At 65.1% G+C, this 16,646-nt stretch carries 15 protein-coding genes; 7 read left to right on the forward strand and 8 right to left on the reverse strand.

Translation table 11 applies throughout. From position 1 onward, the window contains the following. Positions 1-180: 180 nt before the first annotated feature. On the reverse strand, positions 181-1,236 hold the full coding sequence (locus P1T08_16255; protein MDF1597632.1) for a hypothetical protein: 1,056 nt from the start codon (positions 1,234-1,236) through the stop codon (positions 181-183). 312 nt (positions 1,237-1,548) lie between these two features. Here P1T08_16255 and P1T08_16260 point away from each other — a divergent pair, with 312 nt between their 5' ends. Both P1T08_16260 and P1T08_16265 read left to right on the forward strand, forming a co-directional pair. Next, positions 1,549-2,688, forward strand: a complete 1,140-nt coding sequence (locus P1T08_16260) for an acyl-CoA dehydrogenase family protein (protein MDF1597633.1) — start codon at positions 1,549-1,551, stop codon at positions 2,686-2,688. A 102-nt stretch (positions 2,689-2,790) separates the two neighbouring features. Then, the gene (locus tag P1T08_16265; GenBank protein MDF1597634.1) at positions 2,791-5,550 is read left to right on the forward strand and encodes a hypothetical protein; all 2,760 of its coding nucleotides are present in this window, start codon (positions 2,791-2,793) and stop codon (positions 5,548-5,550) included. Positions 5,551-5,661: 111 nt separating this feature from the next. On the opposite strand, the gene P1T08_16270 is transcribed toward P1T08_16265, so the two are convergent. The 4 genes from P1T08_16270 to P1T08_16285 all read right to left on the reverse strand — a co-directional run bounded on the left by P1T08_16270 (position 5,662) and on the right by P1T08_16285 (position 11,303). Beyond that, positions 5,662-6,204, reverse strand: coding sequence for a hypothetical protein (locus P1T08_16270; protein MDF1597635.1), 543 nt, complete (start codon positions 6,202-6,204; stop codon positions 5,662-5,664). A gap of 162 nt (positions 6,205-6,366) precedes the next feature. Beyond that, complete coding sequence (locus tag P1T08_16275) at positions 6,367-7,470, reverse strand: hypothetical protein (GenBank protein MDF1597636.1); 1,104 nt, start codon at positions 7,468-7,470, stop codon at positions 6,367-6,369. Next, positions 7,467-10,205 carry a hypothetical protein gene (locus P1T08_16280; protein ID MDF1597637.1) on the reverse strand — a complete coding sequence of 913 codons (2,739 nt, stop codon included), beginning with the start codon at positions 10,203-10,205 and terminating at the stop codon, positions 7,467-7,469. The genes P1T08_16275 and P1T08_16280 overlap by 4 nt, the downstream gene beginning before the upstream one ends. A 42-nt stretch (positions 10,206-10,247) precedes the next feature. Beyond that, positions 10,248-11,303 (reverse strand): DUF2235 domain-containing protein, encoded by a 1,056-nt coding sequence (locus P1T08_16285; GenBank protein ID MDF1597638.1) that lies wholly within the window; start codon positions 11,301-11,303, stop codon positions 10,248-10,250. 26 nt (positions 11,304-11,329) lie between these two features. Here P1T08_16285 and P1T08_16290 point away from each other — a divergent pair, with 26 nt between their 5' ends. Further along, on the forward strand, positions 11,330-11,647 hold the full coding sequence (locus tag P1T08_16290) for a hypothetical protein (GenBank protein ID MDF1597639.1): 318 nt from the start codon (positions 11,330-11,332) through the stop codon (positions 11,645-11,647). A gap of 179 nt (positions 11,648-11,826) precedes the next feature. Further along, the gene (locus tag P1T08_16295; GenBank protein MDF1597640.1) at positions 11,827-13,314 is read left to right on the forward strand and encodes an amidase; all 1,488 of its coding nucleotides are present in this window, start codon (positions 11,827-11,829) and stop codon (positions 13,312-13,314) included. A 403-nt stretch (positions 13,315-13,717) separates the two neighbouring features. Here the strand turns inward: P1T08_16295 and P1T08_16300 are convergent, their stop codons facing one another. The 3 genes from P1T08_16300 to P1T08_16310 all read right to left on the reverse strand — a co-directional run bounded on the left by P1T08_16300 (position 13,718) and on the right by P1T08_16310 (position 15,078). Next, positions 13,718-14,473, reverse strand: coding sequence for an META domain-containing protein (locus tag P1T08_16300; GenBank protein ID MDF1597641.1), 756 nt, complete (start codon positions 14,471-14,473; stop codon positions 13,718-13,720). 68 nt (positions 14,474-14,541) lie between these two features. After that, on the reverse strand, positions 14,542-14,952 hold the full coding sequence (locus tag P1T08_16305; protein ID MDF1597642.1) for a peroxiredoxin-like family protein: 411 nt from the start codon (positions 14,950-14,952) through the stop codon (positions 14,542-14,544). Beyond that, the gene (locus P1T08_16310; GenBank protein ID MDF1597643.1) at positions 14,953-15,078 is read right to left on the reverse strand and encodes a hypothetical protein; all 126 of its coding nucleotides are present in this window, start codon (positions 15,076-15,078) and stop codon (positions 14,953-14,955) included. A gap of 80 nt (positions 15,079-15,158) precedes the next feature. Between P1T08_16310 and P1T08_16315 the strand changes: the two genes are divergently transcribed. The 3 genes from P1T08_16315 (at position 15,159) to P1T08_16325 (ending at position 16,612) form a co-directional block, all read left to right on the forward strand. Then, the gene (locus tag P1T08_16315) at positions 15,159-15,401 is read left to right on the forward strand and encodes an antitoxin (GenBank protein ID MDF1597644.1); all 243 of its coding nucleotides are present in this window, start codon (positions 15,159-15,161) and stop codon (positions 15,399-15,401) included. Next, positions 15,398-15,826, forward strand: coding sequence for a type II toxin-antitoxin system VapC family toxin (locus P1T08_16320; GenBank protein ID MDF1597645.1), 429 nt, complete (start codon positions 15,398-15,400; stop codon positions 15,824-15,826). The genes P1T08_16315 and P1T08_16320 overlap by 4 nt, the downstream gene beginning before the upstream one ends. Before the next feature lie 135 nt (positions 15,827-15,961). Next, positions 15,962-16,612 (forward strand): GerMN domain-containing protein, encoded by a 651-nt coding sequence (locus tag P1T08_16325; protein ID MDF1597646.1) that lies wholly within the window; start codon positions 15,962-15,964, stop codon positions 16,610-16,612. Positions 16,613-16,646: the final 34 nt, after the last annotated feature.

Raw genomic sequence — 16,646 nt, forward strand, 5'->3', positions numbered from 1 at the left:
ACCGCCTGGGCCCACCGCCAGACAACACGAGACAAAGCCGCCGCTTGACAAGATACAACCCTGGGGTGTCTAGCCGGGATCTGAGACCCGAGAACGCGGGCACCACGAAGCAGGCCAACGAGAAGCGGGGCTGCCGTCCGGCAGCCCCGCTTTGGTATTGCTTCGGTTTCGCTTCGGGAACTATCCGCCCAGGGTGGCGATTCCTTCTTCGAGCAGCAGCTTGGTGTATCCAGGGTTGTGGACACCCAGGCTCTTGTCTTCGTGGGCGACATAGATCCAGTTCCACAGTGCGGCGGCTTCCCCCGCTGGGATGGCCGCGACCGTCGGATGCCCTTCATCGTCGAGCCAGCCCTTGGCGATCAGGGCTGCTTCGAGAGTGTCGAGCAACTCTTGCACCTCGGTCTGGACGCCGTTGATATCGAAGTTCTCGGCACCGGAGTGGCATTCCTGGCAGACCGCAACGTCCGGCTCGAAGCCGTGGTTGGCGCTGTCGCCAACGTGGCAGGTCACGCAGGTGTCGGCCACCAGGGTGGCGTGCCCGGCGGCGCTTCCCACGAGCGTCAGCCCATCGGAGTCCGCTCCGGCAAGACCAAGCAACATTGCGCTCTGTGGCCCGTGGTGGGGTCCCCAGTGCGTGCTGGTTACTTCGATCATCCCGTCGACTGCTTCGTCGATCTGGCGACGCGGCTGGTGGCAGTTGACACACAAGTTGCCCTGACCACCGTCAAACGTGACACCTTCAAAGGCATAGAGTTCAATGGGATCCGTCGTCCTCAGCGCCCAGTCGGCACCCGTGTAGCTGGTGTGGATCTCGTGGCAGGTGCGGCAATCCTGACGGGTCGGGTTGGCGTCGCCAACCTCAACCGTTGAAGGATTCTGGCCCGCCGCCACCATGGCGATGAAAGCTCCACCGGAGTGACATCCGGCGCAGCTGGCGCTGGTGCCGCGCACGTACGCCTCACCGGTTCCGTGCAGTGAGTCTGCCCAGGCAGTCTGCTTGCCGGTGAGCAACGTGGTGTCGTTGTGGCACTCCGTACAGGTCAAATCGGTCGCACTGGCCGCGGTACCATCGGCGCCGTCGGCACCGGCAGGACCGGCAGGACCAGCAGGACCGGCAGGACCAGCAGGACCGGCTTCACCGGCTGCACCAGCACAGGCGGCCAGGATCATGCCCATCACGAGCACAATCACGGTCAATCTCGGGCTTATTGCGGGATACCCGCTTGTTAGGCGCATTTGTATCTTCTCCCCTGCGCGTCATATATCCGAAGTCATCATTGATTCTCGACTATGACCGCGCTCGCCGCGTAGGGCCATTCGACCCTTTGTCGGAAAAGGAAGAAACCACCTCTGACATGCGGTTTTGTGAATATTCATGGGTCCGGCCGCCAGTACCTGGAAGGCCGGCGAAGGGGCAGGTCGACACCATGTCGGAGAAACCCCAGCAAGCACCCCATTTCTGCCGCAGGCGTGAAACCGGTCATCGCCTGACGAACGACGCTGGAAGCATGAACCGGCCGCCACCGGATCTGCGATGATCGAAGGATGCTGACTCGCACGATCTTCACCGAAGAGCACGACCTCTACCGATCTGCCGCCAGGGAATTCTTCGAGAAAGAGGTAGCGCCGTTCCACGACGCCTGGGAAGAGGCCGGTGTCGTACCGCGAGCGCTGTGGGAGAAGGCCGGCGCCCAGGGCCATCTCGCCCACTCTGTGCCCGAGGAGTTCGGAGGACCGGGGGTCAACGATTTTCGCTTCCCGGCCATCCTCATCGAGGAGCAGACCCGGGTCCGGGCCAGCGGCCCGGGCTTCAGCGTGCACAGCGACATCGTCGTGCCGTACCTGACCGCGCTCGGCACCGACGAGCAGAAGCAGCGCTGGCTGCCCTCCATGGTGGCCGGAACCACCATCGGGGCCATCGCCATGACGGAGCCGGGCACCGGCAGCGACCTGGCCGCCATCCGCACCAGGGCGGTCAAGGAGGGTGACGGCTATCTCCTGAACGGGGCGAAGACGTTCATCACCAACGGCCAGCTGGCCGATCTGGTGATCGTGGTGGCCCGCACGTCGGACGACCCGCATCGCGGGCTCAGTCTGCTGGTGGTCGAGCGCGCTATGGACGGCTTAGAGCGGGGTCGCAACCTCGACAAGCTCGGCCTCAAGGCCCAGGACACCTCCGAGCTCTTCTTCAGCGACGTCCGGGTGCCGGCCGGCAATCTGCTGGGAATGGAAGGATCGGCCTTCTTCTCCCTCGTGCAGAATCTGCCGCAGGAGCGGCTGGTCATCGCCGTCATGGCTGCCGCTGCGGTGCGCCGGGCGTTCGAAGTGACCATGGACTACGTCAAGGAACGGACCGCCTTCGGCCGGCCGATCGGGACGTTCCAGCACAACCGGTTCACGATGGCCGAGATCGCCACGGAAGCCGAGATCGCCCAGGTATTCGTCGACCGCTGCATCACCGAACTCAACGCCGGTACCCTCTCGCCGGATGTGGCGGCAATGGCGAAGTGGTGGACCACAGAACTCCAGGTCAAGGTGATGGATCGCTGCCTGCAGCTCCACGGCGGCTACGGCTACATGAAGGAGTATCCGATCTCCGGGATGTTCGCAGACAGCCGGGTGCAAACGATCTACGGCGGAACCACCGAGATCATGAAAGAGCTCATCGGCCGCTCGCTGGGTTTGTAGGTCCCGGCCGGACGGCAGGTGAATCGACGCTCCGCAGCCGGCTTTGGCGGTAGTTTGGCGGCCCACCGGACTATGAGACCATCGAGGATGGAGGAGCTCATCGTGAAATCGAACCGCGTCGTGATCTGTTTGGTGCTGGCTCTGGCGGCGTCTGCCTGCACCGGCGGATCCCAGTCGTCACCAACTACGGTCGACCGCGGTACACCCGCCGGCACCTCCGTCGACAATCCTCCGCAGACAGGTGAGGACCCCCCGCCGGACCCCGAAGGCTCTGGGGGCGAGATCCCCGTGCTCCCCATCCTGAGCTCTACAACAGAGTTGGCAGAGTCGGGAAACAGCGTGGCCGTCACCGGCGATGCCCGTCTGAATGGCGACGTCTTCCTCATCGGCCCGGATGGCGATCTGTCGACGGCCCGGATGGAGGCGGGGTCGGCCTCGCTTGCGATTCCGGCCGGATCGAATCCCGGGCGATACGGAATGCGTCTTGGTGACGGGGAGGCCTGGGGGTCGATAACCGTTATGGATGCTCCCGGCCTGGCCGTGCTGGGTGCAGGGTACGTGCGGCCGGGCGAGTCTCCCGAGATCGAGGTACTCGTCCACGGGATCGACACCGGCATGGTGGCTGCCATCGAACTCCGGTCGGGTGATGGCTCGGTGCAGCGGCTCATCCCACACTTGCTGCTGGGGCTGGCTCCGGTGCCGGCGGGATCCGGGGCAACCGGACTGGCCGAGGGACGACATGTTCTCAGCCTTCCCGCCGGGTTCGAGGGGTCGGTGCGGGTAGTGGCCGATCGCCCGGACATCCTGGCCGATCAGTACGCCGAGGAGGAGCCCCGGGTGGCGTCCGGCGACCTCCGCATACGGAGCTGCGACGAGCCGAGCGGAATCACCGGTGACCTCGGCGTCCCGGGCGTGGTGACCGTCCACACCGCCGGATCTCCATACCCGCTGAGAACTCGCACCGACGACGGCCGTTTCCAGCTCGACCTTCTACCCGGTTCGGCCTTCATCTCGGCGATCCTCGACGACGGCACCGTCCCGGCCGGCTCGCCCCAGCTGGTCAAAGCGGCGTGCGGCGCCTACGTCGACGTCTCCGACCTCACAGCTGCGGTGGATTCAGGACCCGACACCGGCGACTATCTCGGCGGCCTTACGGCCGACGACTTGTGGACATACTCGACGACGGCCACCGGTGACCTCTCTTTCGAGCAGGAGGGGTACACCGACTGCTCGGTATCGGACGGGGCGCTCGAGGTCACCTTCGGTGCCAGTTCGGCCGATCCGTGGTACTACACCCTGACGCTCGGTCCGCCGGTCGACACGGGGCTGCACGAAGGTGCGCTGCTACTCAACGACATCTTCGCCGACGACGTATCCGAAGGAACTGTGTCGGGTGAAATCGAGGTGGGTCGCATCGACGGACTAGATGCTATCGGAGGGGCGTTCACAGGCACTATCGAAGGTTCGCTGGGCACCATCAACCTCGACATTCAGTTCACTTGCGCGGTGTTCTCGCTCACCGGGGCGCTGCCCATCCCGCCCATGATGGCCACATCGGGAGGCCTGCTCTCGGCTCCGATCCACGTGGCGGCCGGCGCCATGCAGGTCGGTGGAGGAATCCGGTCCGGGGAGGAGTGTCAGAAACTCTTCATCAACAGTCCGGTAGGAGAAGACGTAGGGAACATTGAGCTTCTCATGGGGCATTGGGCGACAATGCTCATGCCTGAACTACCGCGGCTGGGAATCATCACCGCCGATGACATCCGGGTCATGATGGACCTGGAAGCAGCCCGACAGCTCTTCGGCTCCGATGAGGATTTGTCGATCGACATAGGCGGAGCTCTGGGCACTGAGTTTCTGCTGGAACTAGACAACGTTCAGGCTGGCGAGTCCTGGTTCTTCACTGCCACCCTGTACGACATAGAAAACGGCCGCCGTCTGGCCGGCCTGGAAGCGACTGGAGAATCCGCCGGCGCCGCAGCCCAAGCAGCCGTCGACCGATGGTCCGAGATGGTCGAGCCGCTGGCCAAGGCCGGCATCTGCGCCGAGTTCGACCCAGAACGGGCCGTGGTCGACGTCGGCGCTTCTCAGGACTTCACGATTGAGATCACCGATCTAGCCGGCGGGCCGGCCGAGTCACCTGAAGTTATCGAGGTCAAGAACGAGTGCGGAACCTGGGAACCGCCCACCGGTCAGGTTGAGGGGACCATCTGGGCCACAACTTTCACCGCAGGAGACAAGGCCTGTCGAGCAACCATCTGGGCCAAAGTGGAAGCCAAGGGCACGGTCGGCACAGTGAAGGCATCCGCGGAGACGTCGATCGCCACTGAGGCCATGTGGCAGTTCGCGACCACCATCACGTTCGACGACGGCCACAGCCTCGTCACGGCCGAATCCTCCGGCGAATTCTTCGTCGAGCCCGATTTCGATGCGTTGATCGGAGCAGGCACGGGGAGGGTCGAGGGGGGCGGCGAGGCGCGCTGCGAGGTGAACGACGCCGTCTATTGGCCGCCGTATTCTGTGCTAGCCGACTATCAGGTGATGGTCACCGGAGCAGTGACCGAGCGTCCCAACATCAACGCCCCGTGGACGGTGGAGTTCGCTCCGGTCGGGTTCGACCTGAGCGTCCAGACGACCTATCCCAGCTCATATCCGTGCGTCGAGGCTGGCACCTACACGGATGACTTTCTTGGATCCACCGCCGTGGCTGCGTTGGTGTGGTTGCCGCACTGGATGGCTAGCCAGCCGAACGGGTTCGTCACCCACATGAACCCCACTGGTGATGGGATCGGTTTCGAGGAGCAGTTGATCGGGATTCCCGGCGCCACCATTCGCGGGCGAATCTGGAGGCCCCAACCGTGAGCCCGACCTAGTCACCCGCCTCCCTCACTATGCACTCCGTCGCAGACCCGGCCGGGCCGGCTACACGAGAAGGCGGCCCGGCGTGCAGATGTTCGCGCCGTCAGTGGGTGTCTAGGAGTTCGGAGTCCAGGTCATGACCACCTCCGAGTAGTCCCCGTACTCGGCGACCTGCACGATGGCGGTAGCTTCTTCGCCTTCGCCGATCACCATCTCATTCGAAGAGGTCATCGACATCGACTCTCCCTCGATCCAGTCCTTGTAGAAGGCGATGGCATCCGCCGCGTCGCCGGGATCGATCTCGAGGGTGACGCTGTACGACGATCCGCTTGCCATCTCGAACGATGAGACGTTTGTCACCTCGCTCGGGTTGAAGATCGGCATCGGGAAGTCGTCCGGGACTTGGGTGCCGCCCATCTGAATAGTGATGTCCTCGCCGGATTCGTCGGTGCCGATGATCGAGACGCCTTCATCGTCGCCGGTGACCGTCATGGTCGCATCGCCGTCGTCGGACTGGAAGACGATCGAATCGTCGCTGATCTCGATGTCGCCGCCGGATTCGCTCTCCACGATCCGTTCGGTGAGATTCTCAGCCGCGTTGCCACACGCTGAGAGCATCAGGGCCGCCGAGGCGATAGCAATCACGATTCTGCGCATCTTGCGTCTCCTTCTAGGGATGTCACCCACAGTGTCCGACGGAGCACCAAAGCGCCACCAAAGTTCATTACCAGGCCAGCGGACGGATGCTATCCGATCCAGTCCCCCAGAGTGAGGAAAGAGGCTGAAGATGTCGGCCGCATCGGCATTCTCCAGAACCGTTCAGATCGATCCTTCGTCTACTTCGAACTCGACAACGAGTCCCGGTTGGCCGGCCGGCGGGTAGACCGCTTCGTAGCCGAGCTCGCTCTTCCAGTTGGGCCGGTCCCAATCCTCGTTGTCGGAGGATCGGTAGTTGAAATGGAGGGTCGGGTGGTCGCTGTGGAAGATGAGCCTGGCCACCGCGTCGTCGTCGGGATGATGAAAGCGGTTGCCACTGGAGGAAATCAGGAAATGCCGGCAGTCGAGCCTCTGCATCAACTCGTTGGAGACGTTGTGCTTGCTGCCGTGGTGGGGCACCTTCAAGGCGTCGATCTCGAGCTTCTGGAGCGCCCGTTCCTCTATCAGCCGGTCGAGTCCTTCGACCAGTGAATTACTCCGGGCGTCACCCGTGAACAGCACGCGGCGGTTGCCGTATTCGGCCAGGAAGCTGATGCTGCTGGCGTTGGGCTTGCTGCCGTCCTCAGCAAACGCCCGGTTGGCCCACCGCTCGAGGTTCGGGGGGCGGCTCCCGAGCCTGTCCTTCTGGTACTTGGGAGATTCCTGGGCGAGTTTCGCCCCGGTGAACTCGCCGCCGGGCTCGAGGCCGGCGTCTTCGATCGTCTGCTTCCACGCCTTGCGAAGCGCAGTCAGATCGGCACGGGTCGGCCCGAGGACCGTGATTCTCATCCCGCCGGGCAGGGCGAAAGCGGGCAGCCGCTCGTGTTCGTCAGAAGGAATGCCGATGGGCCCTCCCTTCGTCTTGCGATTGTGGCGAAAGCCTTGCTCGGCGATTCGATCGGACAGCATCTCTCCCTGTTTCGCACCGAGGGTGTCCTCCCGGATCTGGTCCCAGGCGTTGAACCAGAAGTCGCCGACCTGGATCCCGAGATCTCCACCCAGAAGCTTCACCATGGCGTCGATATGGTCGTTGTCGATGTGTGTCACCACCATCAGCTCGATACGCCGCCTGCCGTCGATTGCATCGATCCTGGCTTTGACGGCATCGTACGTTCCGAACACACCTGCATCGATCAGCATCCGCCGGGGTTTGCCCGGGTCGCCGTATTCGATCCAGAGGGCGTCGCCCTCCTCAGCAGGCAGCATCTCGATCCGGAACAAGTTCATCGGGCAATCCTCCAATCGGCGTCCCCGAACGCCACTACCGACAGCACCATCGGGTAACCGTCGGCAAGCGCCTTCCTGCGCAATTGGCGCAACACGTCTCCCACACCCTCGGTCGGCGCCTCGACCCCGGCGGCCAGGAGATCGAGGAGCTCAACGGCCACGGGGACGGCATGCCGTCCGAGGATGGTGGTGATGGTGCTCACGACTACGGAAACCCCGGCGCGCCTGAAGCGGGGCACCAATCCCTGGAACGGTATGTCCGGCCGGGCGGTCTCACAACCCAGCAAGACCGCCAGCTTGGGCTCCTCACCCGCACCCAGCCGGTTGCCCACCTGATTGACCCGCTCGAGTTCGTCGCCGCCGATCTCCATGGCGGCCGCCACACCCAGCCGATCCGTGTGGGGGAGCAAGAAGATCATCGATCGTTCTTCGGCGCCGGCGAGGTCCTGGAACTCGTCCCAGCCGGCCGCCCGGGCGACCGGGAATCCTCCCCCGGCCAGTCTGGCGGCGAGCGTGTCCTGGTCGGCTTGGCTGACGTTGGCGCTCATGCCCCACAGCACCGATGCGAACGGGTTCAACTGATCACGCCCGCTGGTCGGTTCGGCCTGGAGCCGGTAGTCGCCGGGCAGCTCGGTGAAGCCTGGATCATGAGCGTGCCGCTCGACGATGAAGCGGACCCCCCAGAATCCGGTGAGGCACACGGGGAGGTCGTCCTCTTCGCCCAAGGCGTCGCACGAGGCACAGTTGCCGCTCAGGACGGATACCTTCCAGTCGGGACACAGTTCCACGACGGTCGGGGCCGGCCGTGAGTAGAACACTTCCACCGGGAGGTAGGAGTCGGGGGCGGCGGAGATGATCTGGAGGCGGCCCTGCTCGAAGAATTCGGCAGGAATTCCGTGGTCGGTGACGAACGTCTGGTGCATGCCTTCGCCGATGGTGGCCAGGTCGAACACAAGTTGCAGTGTGTCCTCCGCTTCCATCGAAGCGAAGGCGTCGGGATCATCAGCGACCGCGGTGAGCAGACCGATCAGCTGGTCTCGCTCCGCCGTGAGACCGTCGACTGAGCGCAGCGTGACGCCCGTATCGCGGATCACCGTGGCTGCCTTGGATCCCCGGTCGTTCTGGTTGACGACGACGCTGAGATCGAAGGGCTCCTGCTGGACCAATGTGGCGAAGCTGGCCCGCACGATGGCCTCGACCTCGATGACCGGACGCCCGATACGGGACGGATTGGCCGCCACCACCGCCGCCCGGAACACGGCCGTTTGCAGGACCCGCCCCTGATACACGAGTGCGATTCGGCCGAAGGCCTCGCCGGTTTCGGCGAACTCGAGAGAGAACTCAACCGGCTCGGAGTCGCCGTGTTCGGCCAGTGCAATCGTCGCTCGCTGGGTCTCCCGGCGGTTCCCTTCGCACACGAACACGACCCCGATGTCTTTGGGCCAGGTGAGATCGTCGGCCGGAACCGGAACGGGCGGTGCACCGTCGGCGGTGATCGAACGTTCGGTCGGCTCGCCGATCCATACCGCCAGGGTGTACGTTTCACCGCGGCTGAGTGCCAGCCGGTGATCGCCTGTTCCGCGCCTGACGGCCCCGTTGAGGATGCGCGTCGAGCTGCCTTCGTCTGACGGCCTACCCCGTGAAGCAGTGGCCATCGGTTCGAGTTCCGGGAGTTCACCGGCCGCCGACATCAGCAACGCCAGCCCGGTGGCCTCATGGGTCTCTCCGACGTAGCCGAACCCTCCGAACAGCGCCCCGAGCTGCTCTCCGATGTCCCCGGCCCGAGCAGGTCCGCCCAACGTGAAGCCGCCGAGAAACTGGCCGACCTCGACCGGTACCTCGATCTCGAAACCCTCGAGCTGTTGGAGATGCCGGACGAACTGTTCGACAACCCGCGACAGGCGGCTCTCCCGGATCAGTCGATCGGACATGGTCGTAAATCCGGCCCGGCCCGTCCGCATGAGATTCACTCTGCCCAGCACCCGGTCGAGCGGTTCGTCGTGGGAGAGTCCCTCGATCAACCAGTTGACCCATTCAGCCGCCGACGGCGGTCCGTCGGCCAGGTGGCACCCCCAGGCTCCGGTCCTGAGGGCGAGCCGGTCGGCAACGCGCGACACCTCTGCAGTCTCGACGTCGATTGGCCCAAGGGCGACCACGAGCCCTGGCGCGGTCGGTTCTGCCACATCGGTCAGGTCGGCTTCCGTCGCAGACCAGGGCAGTAACAGCACGTCGCATCCGTCGACGGCGTCCCCCAGCGTCCACAGTTCCGGCCACCAGAGGTTGACCTCGAGGTCTGCCCGCAGCCCTATCGAGGCCGGATCCTCCATGAATCCGATGCGCAGCGGCCACCGCCAGTCCAAAGGGCCGCGGCCGGGCGGGGCACCGAGGAACCCCGTGTAGCCCCGTTCCGGTTCGACGATCGCCCGCAGCCAGTCGTAGGCACAGCCGGCTGTAAAGCGGTCGCTGCTCAGCTCGATCCGGCCCGAAGCGCCGGTCGCCATCTGCGCCGCTCCGACGGGATCGACCCATTCGAAGCTCCGCTGAGGAGCCCTCCAGTCGACGGTGTCGGGGGCATCCTCGATTCGCCGGCGGACCGCGGCCGCCACATCCGGATCGTCGAGCAGCGTCGGGTCGTGTTCGAGAATGCCGAGGGTGACCACAGCATCGGCGGTCTGCCCGGAGGTCAGGCCGGCTCCGGCCAGCCACTCGAAGATCTGTTGCGTGGGATTGGGCATGGCACTCCTCGATGTCACATGCGAGCGTTTTGTTCGCCCCGTTCAGGGGGCCAGGGGATGCGGAGCCGTCCAGTCGGCATCTTCCCATTGCACTTTGGTGAGGTCGGCGCCGATCGTGTAGGCGGGCATGGCAGCCATGCGGTCTTTGACGCTCTGGTGGATGCGTGCGTCGACGGGAGTGATGGGTCGGGTCCTGAACGTGAGCAGAGCCCAGACCTTCCCCATCTCGTGCACGGTGCCCTCGGCGTCGCTCTTCGACACTGAGCACGCCTTCTTGTAGGCGCCCGGCCGCAGCAGGAGGCCCTGATCGAGGGCGCCGTCGGTCATCCATTTGAGGGCGATGGTGGCCAGTTCCCTGTCGAAAGAGAAGCCGCCACCGACATCGGAATGCACCCCGGCGAACCACGCCTCCCGCAGGTCGGTCTTTCCCTTGGGATGCACGAGGTATTCCTCATAGGGGCGGCGCCGCTCGTTGATGGACACGGCGTGCCGGATGGTGCGCGCGTTGGGGAGTTGCCGCGTGTAGGGCCATTTGGGGTCGAACCGCAGGTAGCCGAGGGCTTTGACCGAATCCCACAGGCCGAGGTAGTGGATCGGCAGCGAGTGGCTGCCGCCGATCTCGTGGGAGAAGGTCGCCGCGAACCGGTCGACCTTGTCCCAGTCGTCGTCCGACCAGCGGTCGCCCTTCGTATACGACCTGACCAGATAGGGCACCAGGTTCTCGGCGCCCGGACGCATCACGCCGGCACGGTGGGTGAGGCCGGCCAGGCCGCGGGCGGTAAATGCTCCCCTGCTGAATCCGAAGATGGACACGGAATCACCCGGCTGGTAGTTGCGGATCAGATACGTGTACGCCTCTTCGAGGTTGGTCTTGATGCCGGTGCCGAAGGCCAGGCCCATCAGCTTGGTGAATCGGCTGGAGAGCGGCGTCCACGCTCCGGGAGTACTGAACGTCCCTACTCCCGGGTCGTAGAAAGCGACCTGTCGGGTGGGGTCGGACAGGTCGAGCATCTCGTAGAGACCGAGAACGTTCGTGTTTCCCTTGGCTTTGACCTGATTTCCGGTGCCGTCGAGACACAGAACGATGTTCCTGCCCATTGAATCCCCTTTTTCTCCTACGTCCGATGGCAGCGGTGCGATATCCGCCGCCACTCATCGATGACGCGACGCGGACGATCCCTTCTCATAATGCTTTGTGGCCGGCGCGGCAGTTCGCCCGGGCAAATCACGATGCTTTGGTGCAGACGGCACCCGACCCGTTCTACGGCGTTGTCCGTGGGATCACCGATCCTCACCGCGCGTTCGACCAGCACGATGGCGTGTCGTGTCCCCCGGCCGACCGACCCACGACGGACGGCGCTATCCCTGTCGATCATGCAGACTCCTATTCGGACCCTGCCCCTTGCGCGGTAACTTACGCAACGGACACCCACCATGCGTGAGGTCGCGAAAAAAGACCTTACCGGCGCGCCGGTTTCGAGGGATCCGACGGTAGCGCCCGGCAGGTCTCGCCGGCCGGCACCGCCAGGTCGAATCCGGCGATGCGTCCTGAGGCGCGGCAATCCCGGTTGCTCCGGGGACGCTGCGATCGACAGGAGTAGGTTTCGGGTCGGAGGTCACTATGAGAACCGATGAGTACATCCGTCACGACGCTGTCGGGCTGGCGGCGCTGGTCCGCGCCGGTGAGGTCCAGCCCAAAGAGCTGATCACGGCCGCCATCACCCGGATCGAGAGCCTCAATCCGCAGCTCAATGCGGTGATCACCAAGATCTACGATCGGGCGTTGGAGGCGACCGAGGCCGGTCTCCCGGACGGCCCGTTGCGCGGGGTTCCGTTCTTGCTCAAGGATCTTCTCGCTCACTACGCAGGAGTGCCGACCACCGCCGCCAGCCGCTATCTGCGCAACTTCACGCCCGACCACGACTCCGAACTCGTGACACGTTTTCGCGCCGCCGGGCTGGTCGTCCTGGGCAAGACCAACCTCCCCGAGTTCGGGCTGCTGGGTATCACCGAACCGGAGTTGTGGGGCCCGACCCGTAATCCATGGGCCCTCGATCACACCCCCGGTGGTTCGAGCGGCGGAGCCGCCGCCGCGGTCGCTGCCCGTTTCGTACCGGCCGCCCACGCAGCCGACGGCGGCGGCTCGATCCGCATCCCCTCTTCGGCCTGCGGGCTGTTCGGCCTCAAGCCCAGCCGCGGCCGGGTCCCGCTCGGCCCGGACCTGGGCGATTCGTGGATGGGCCTGGTCCAGGAGCATGCCGTCACCCGTTCGGTGCGCGACTCGGCGGTGCTGCTCGATGCCGTCGACGGCGTCGACCCGGGCGCCCCGTATGCCGCCCCACCGAAAGAGCGGCCATTCGCAGATGAAGTCGGCCGGGATCCCGACCGGCTGCGGGTGGCCTACACCGACGTCGCCCTCTTCGGCACGGACACTCATCCGGACTGCCGGGCGGCGGTTCGCGACGCGGCGGACTTGTTCGAAGAACTCGGTCACGACGTGACCCAGTCCACCATCGAGTACGACAAGGAAGGGCTGACCCTCGCCTATCTCCGGGTGGTGGCCGCCTCGCTGGCCGGAGACCTCGCCTATTACAGGGCGTTGACCGGCAGAAAGCCCACCCCCGACCTGTTCGAAACCGAAACCTGGCTCCTGGCCACCATCGGCCGAAAGACACCGGCGTCGGTGCTGGCCGCCGATCTGGCCCTCATCGGACGCGAGACGCGCCGTGTCGCCCGGTTCTTCGAGCAATTCGACCTGTTGCTCACGCCGACCCTGGCCAAACCCCCGGTCCTGATCGGAGAGCTGGCGCCGAAGCCCGTGGAACGCAACGCGATGAAGGCGCTCCAGAAGCTCCCGGCCAGGAAGCTCCTCAATGTGGTGCTCGATCAACTCGCCGCCGAGGCGCTAGCTGCCACGCCGAACACGATGCTCTTCAACCAGACGGGGCAACCTGCCATGTCCGTTCCGCTCTTCTGGAACGAGGCCGGCCTCCCCATCGGCGTGCAAGCCGTCGCCCGGTTCGGCGAAGAGGACCTTCTGTTCCGGGTGGCCGGCCAGCTCGAGCGAGCCCGCCCGTGGGCCGACCGCATCCCGGAACTCACACCGTAGAGGGCTGCCCCGCTCCCCTTTGCTTCGCTCCGGGACTCCCCCACTCCGTGGGGGGAGAACGCGAAAACCAGCCCTGGACCCGGCTCCAACCGCAAGACCCGAACCCCCCTCGCCCCTCCGGGGCACTCCCCCCACTCCGTGGGGGGAGAACGCAGAATGGCGCCGCTCAGCTGCCACACACCACTCGCAACGCGGCGTTCCTTCCTCGCTGAAGGCGGGGTAGGTGCCGAGTCCACGAGGCGGAAGGCGGAAGGGCACTACTAAACCGAGTCCACGAGGCGGAGAGGGCGCATTCGCACACCAGCAGCCCCCCTCGCCCCTCCGGGGCACTCCCCCCACTCCGTGGGGGGAGAACGCGAAACTCAGCCTCCGTCGCCCAACCGCGTGGGGGCTCACACCAGGACTACCCGTCGGACCGGTATACCAATCCGTCGCCGCCCATCGAGGTGAGTGTCAGTTGGTCGCCTTCTACCTCGGCGCGGAATTCGTCTCCGACCACGGTGACGACGAGCGAGTCCTGTTTCCAGAGGTCGTCCGGGCAATCGCCTTCTGCCGACAGTTCGGGGACGACGATGACGGCACCGTTGGCGAGCCAGCTTCCGGTGAGCGCGCGGCAGCCCGTGGAGGCGGTCAGGGTGCCGTCGGCTGCCAGCAGCAGGGTGGCCGGTTCGCCCGCGACGCTGGAGGCTGTCTCGCCTTCGATCAGTGTCTCGAGCACCCAGGGGGTGCCGATCAATTCTGAGGTCGGAACCGGCTGAACCGGCCTGAACACCAGATCGGTGGAGGTACCGGTCAGAACCAGCCGCTCACCGTCGAAGCGGAAGTTCTGCACCGCCTGCAATGCCGATAGGAATGCGGCTTCGGCCTCCATAACCGCCGGCTCACAGCCCATCGCGGTCTGGCTCAGCTCGCCAAGTGAGACCGCCGAACCGTTGACCACGGCGACGCCGCCGTATGAATTACATGCTGCCCGCCCCGACACCCCGGTGCCGTCGATCGACAACGTGATCGGATAGCCGTCGACTGTCGCTGCGCCCTCAGCCAGCTCCCAGTCGCCATCGGGACGGGGCCACGACGAAACGTCGAGATCCTCGCCGCCGTCCCCGCAAGCCGTCAGCGCAAGCGCCAATGTGATGAGTGTCACAAAAACGGTCTTCATGCCCCTCCGACGCAGGGTCGCCGCCTCCGGTTCCCGTTCATCCGACGAACCGATGACCCCCGGGTGCGCTACTCCCCGGTCAGCACCGACAGTACTTCGTCGATGTCGGCGTGGTCGCCGGCGAAGTCCTCAAAGTCGGCGTAGCGGATCTCATTGCCGGGGCCGATGACCAGTGTCGCGCCGAGTTGGAACGGGCGCCTTCCCGAGCGGCTCTGGCGGTGGCCGCCCTTCAGGCTCTTGGCTGCGGCGGCCCAGGCTGAAGGGGAGACGATCGATCCAACTCCTAGCTTCTTCGTCCCGGCGATCTCAGCGGCCGTTCCTTCTTCGTCGAGCAGAACCGGGAACGGAACCCGTTCATCTTCGATGAAGGCCTGGGCGTAGCGCCGACCACCGGTGCCGATGGCGGTCACGCCCGCACCGGCGGCGAGGATCTCTTCGTATCTGTCGCGGACCTGACCGGCCCGCTCGCGGCAGGTCAGTCAGCCGAAGTGGCGGAGGAACAGGATCACTTGCGGTTGGGTTGCCCACCGGTCGCCGAGGCGATGCTCGTCGCCTTCGGGTCCGACGAGCACCTGATCGGCTAGGGCATCGACGTCAAATCTCATGGGCAGAGTCTGGCGTCGAGGCGTCGCTATCGGGAATCGAGAGAGACGGACCCCTAACATGCACATGCTACAGTATGTGCATGCCGCTCTCACGCCGGGTCCAACTCTTGCTCGATCCGACTCGCTATGAACGGCTTGAACGAGCAGCAGCCCGGTCCGGGTCGTCCGTGGCGTCCGTGATCCGCAACGCCATCGATCGACTGCTCCCCGAGGACGCCATCGACCCGGTGTCGGCGGGCAAGCTGTTGCTCGATGCGCCGGCGATGCCGGTCGAGGACTGGGACGAGATGAAGAAGTCGTTCCTGGACGAGATGACACCGTGAGGCTCCTAGTCGACACGGCCGTTTTCATCTACGCGGTCGGACGGGAGCATCCCCATCGTGAGCCCTGCCGCGAGCTCGTTCGCCTCCTCGCGCACGAGGCCATCACTGCCGACATCAGCGCAGAGGCGGTCCAGGAGTATGTGCACGTTCGTACACGCAAAGGCATCGACCGATCGCAGGCGGTGGATGAAGCCCGTTCCATCGTCGCACTCTGCCGGGTGCACGATGTGACGATGACTGAACTCCAGGTCGGGCTTCAGTTGTTCCGCACCCACTCGGACCTCCACATGCGGGATGCCATTCATGCCGCCACCGCTCTGGCTTGTCAGGCGTCGGTGTTGGTGAGCCCGGACCGCGCCTTCGATGATGTCCCCGGCATCGAGCGACTCGAGCCGGCCGAAGCACTCGCCCGCCTCACCGCCTGATCTGCTTCCGATCATTCCTGGAGCTGTAACCGATTGGTTACTTCGATGTGACGGTGTCGAGACGCGGCTGCGAGACGATCAGGTGGAAGCAGAAGCTCGACAAGGAGAACGCCCATGCGGACGCGGAGAACGCACATGAAGAAGAACAGCATCGCTGTCCTGGTTGGCACAGCCCTGATGCTGGCCGCCTGCGGTACGGCGCTCGTCGAATCCCCGGAGGCCACCGTGGTGCCAACGACGGCCCAGCCCGAGACCACCACACCGACCACGATCCCCGACACGACGGTCCCCGAGGTCGTGGAGACGACACTGCCCCCGACCACCTCGACCACTTCGCCGCCGGCTCCCACGACCACAGCCGCTCCAGATGCCGATCCCGCCCTGGTGGAGGTGCTGGTGTATCTGGTCGGCGGGCCCGATGCCGATCCGAACAACTACGACTGCTCGCTCGTCTCACCCGTGGTGCGCCTCGTAGAGCCGCCGGCGACGCTGGCCGGAGCCATGGAGGCTCTCCTGGCCGGAGCGACGCCCGATGAACTGGCCCTCGGCTACGACAGCTGGTTCTCAGACGAAGTTGGCTGGACGCTCGAATCGGCGATCATCTCCGATGGGGTTGCCCGCATCGACTTCAGCGAAGATTCGCCGTTCATCAACAATGCGTCGACGTCGTGCGGAAGCTTCAGCTTCCTGGGTCAGCTCGACATGACGGCCACCCAGTTCCCGACGGTCGACCGGGCCGTTTACTGGCGCTTCGGAATTGAGCGGGGTGTAGGGGTTCCCGGTTGATTAGGAGGGCTCTGCCAATCTGATGGTTACTACG

The organism is Acidimicrobiia bacterium, assembly GCA_029210695.1.
Classification (GTDB): Bacteria; Actinomycetota; Acidimicrobiia; order Spongiisociales; family JAHEDJ01; genus JAHEDJ01.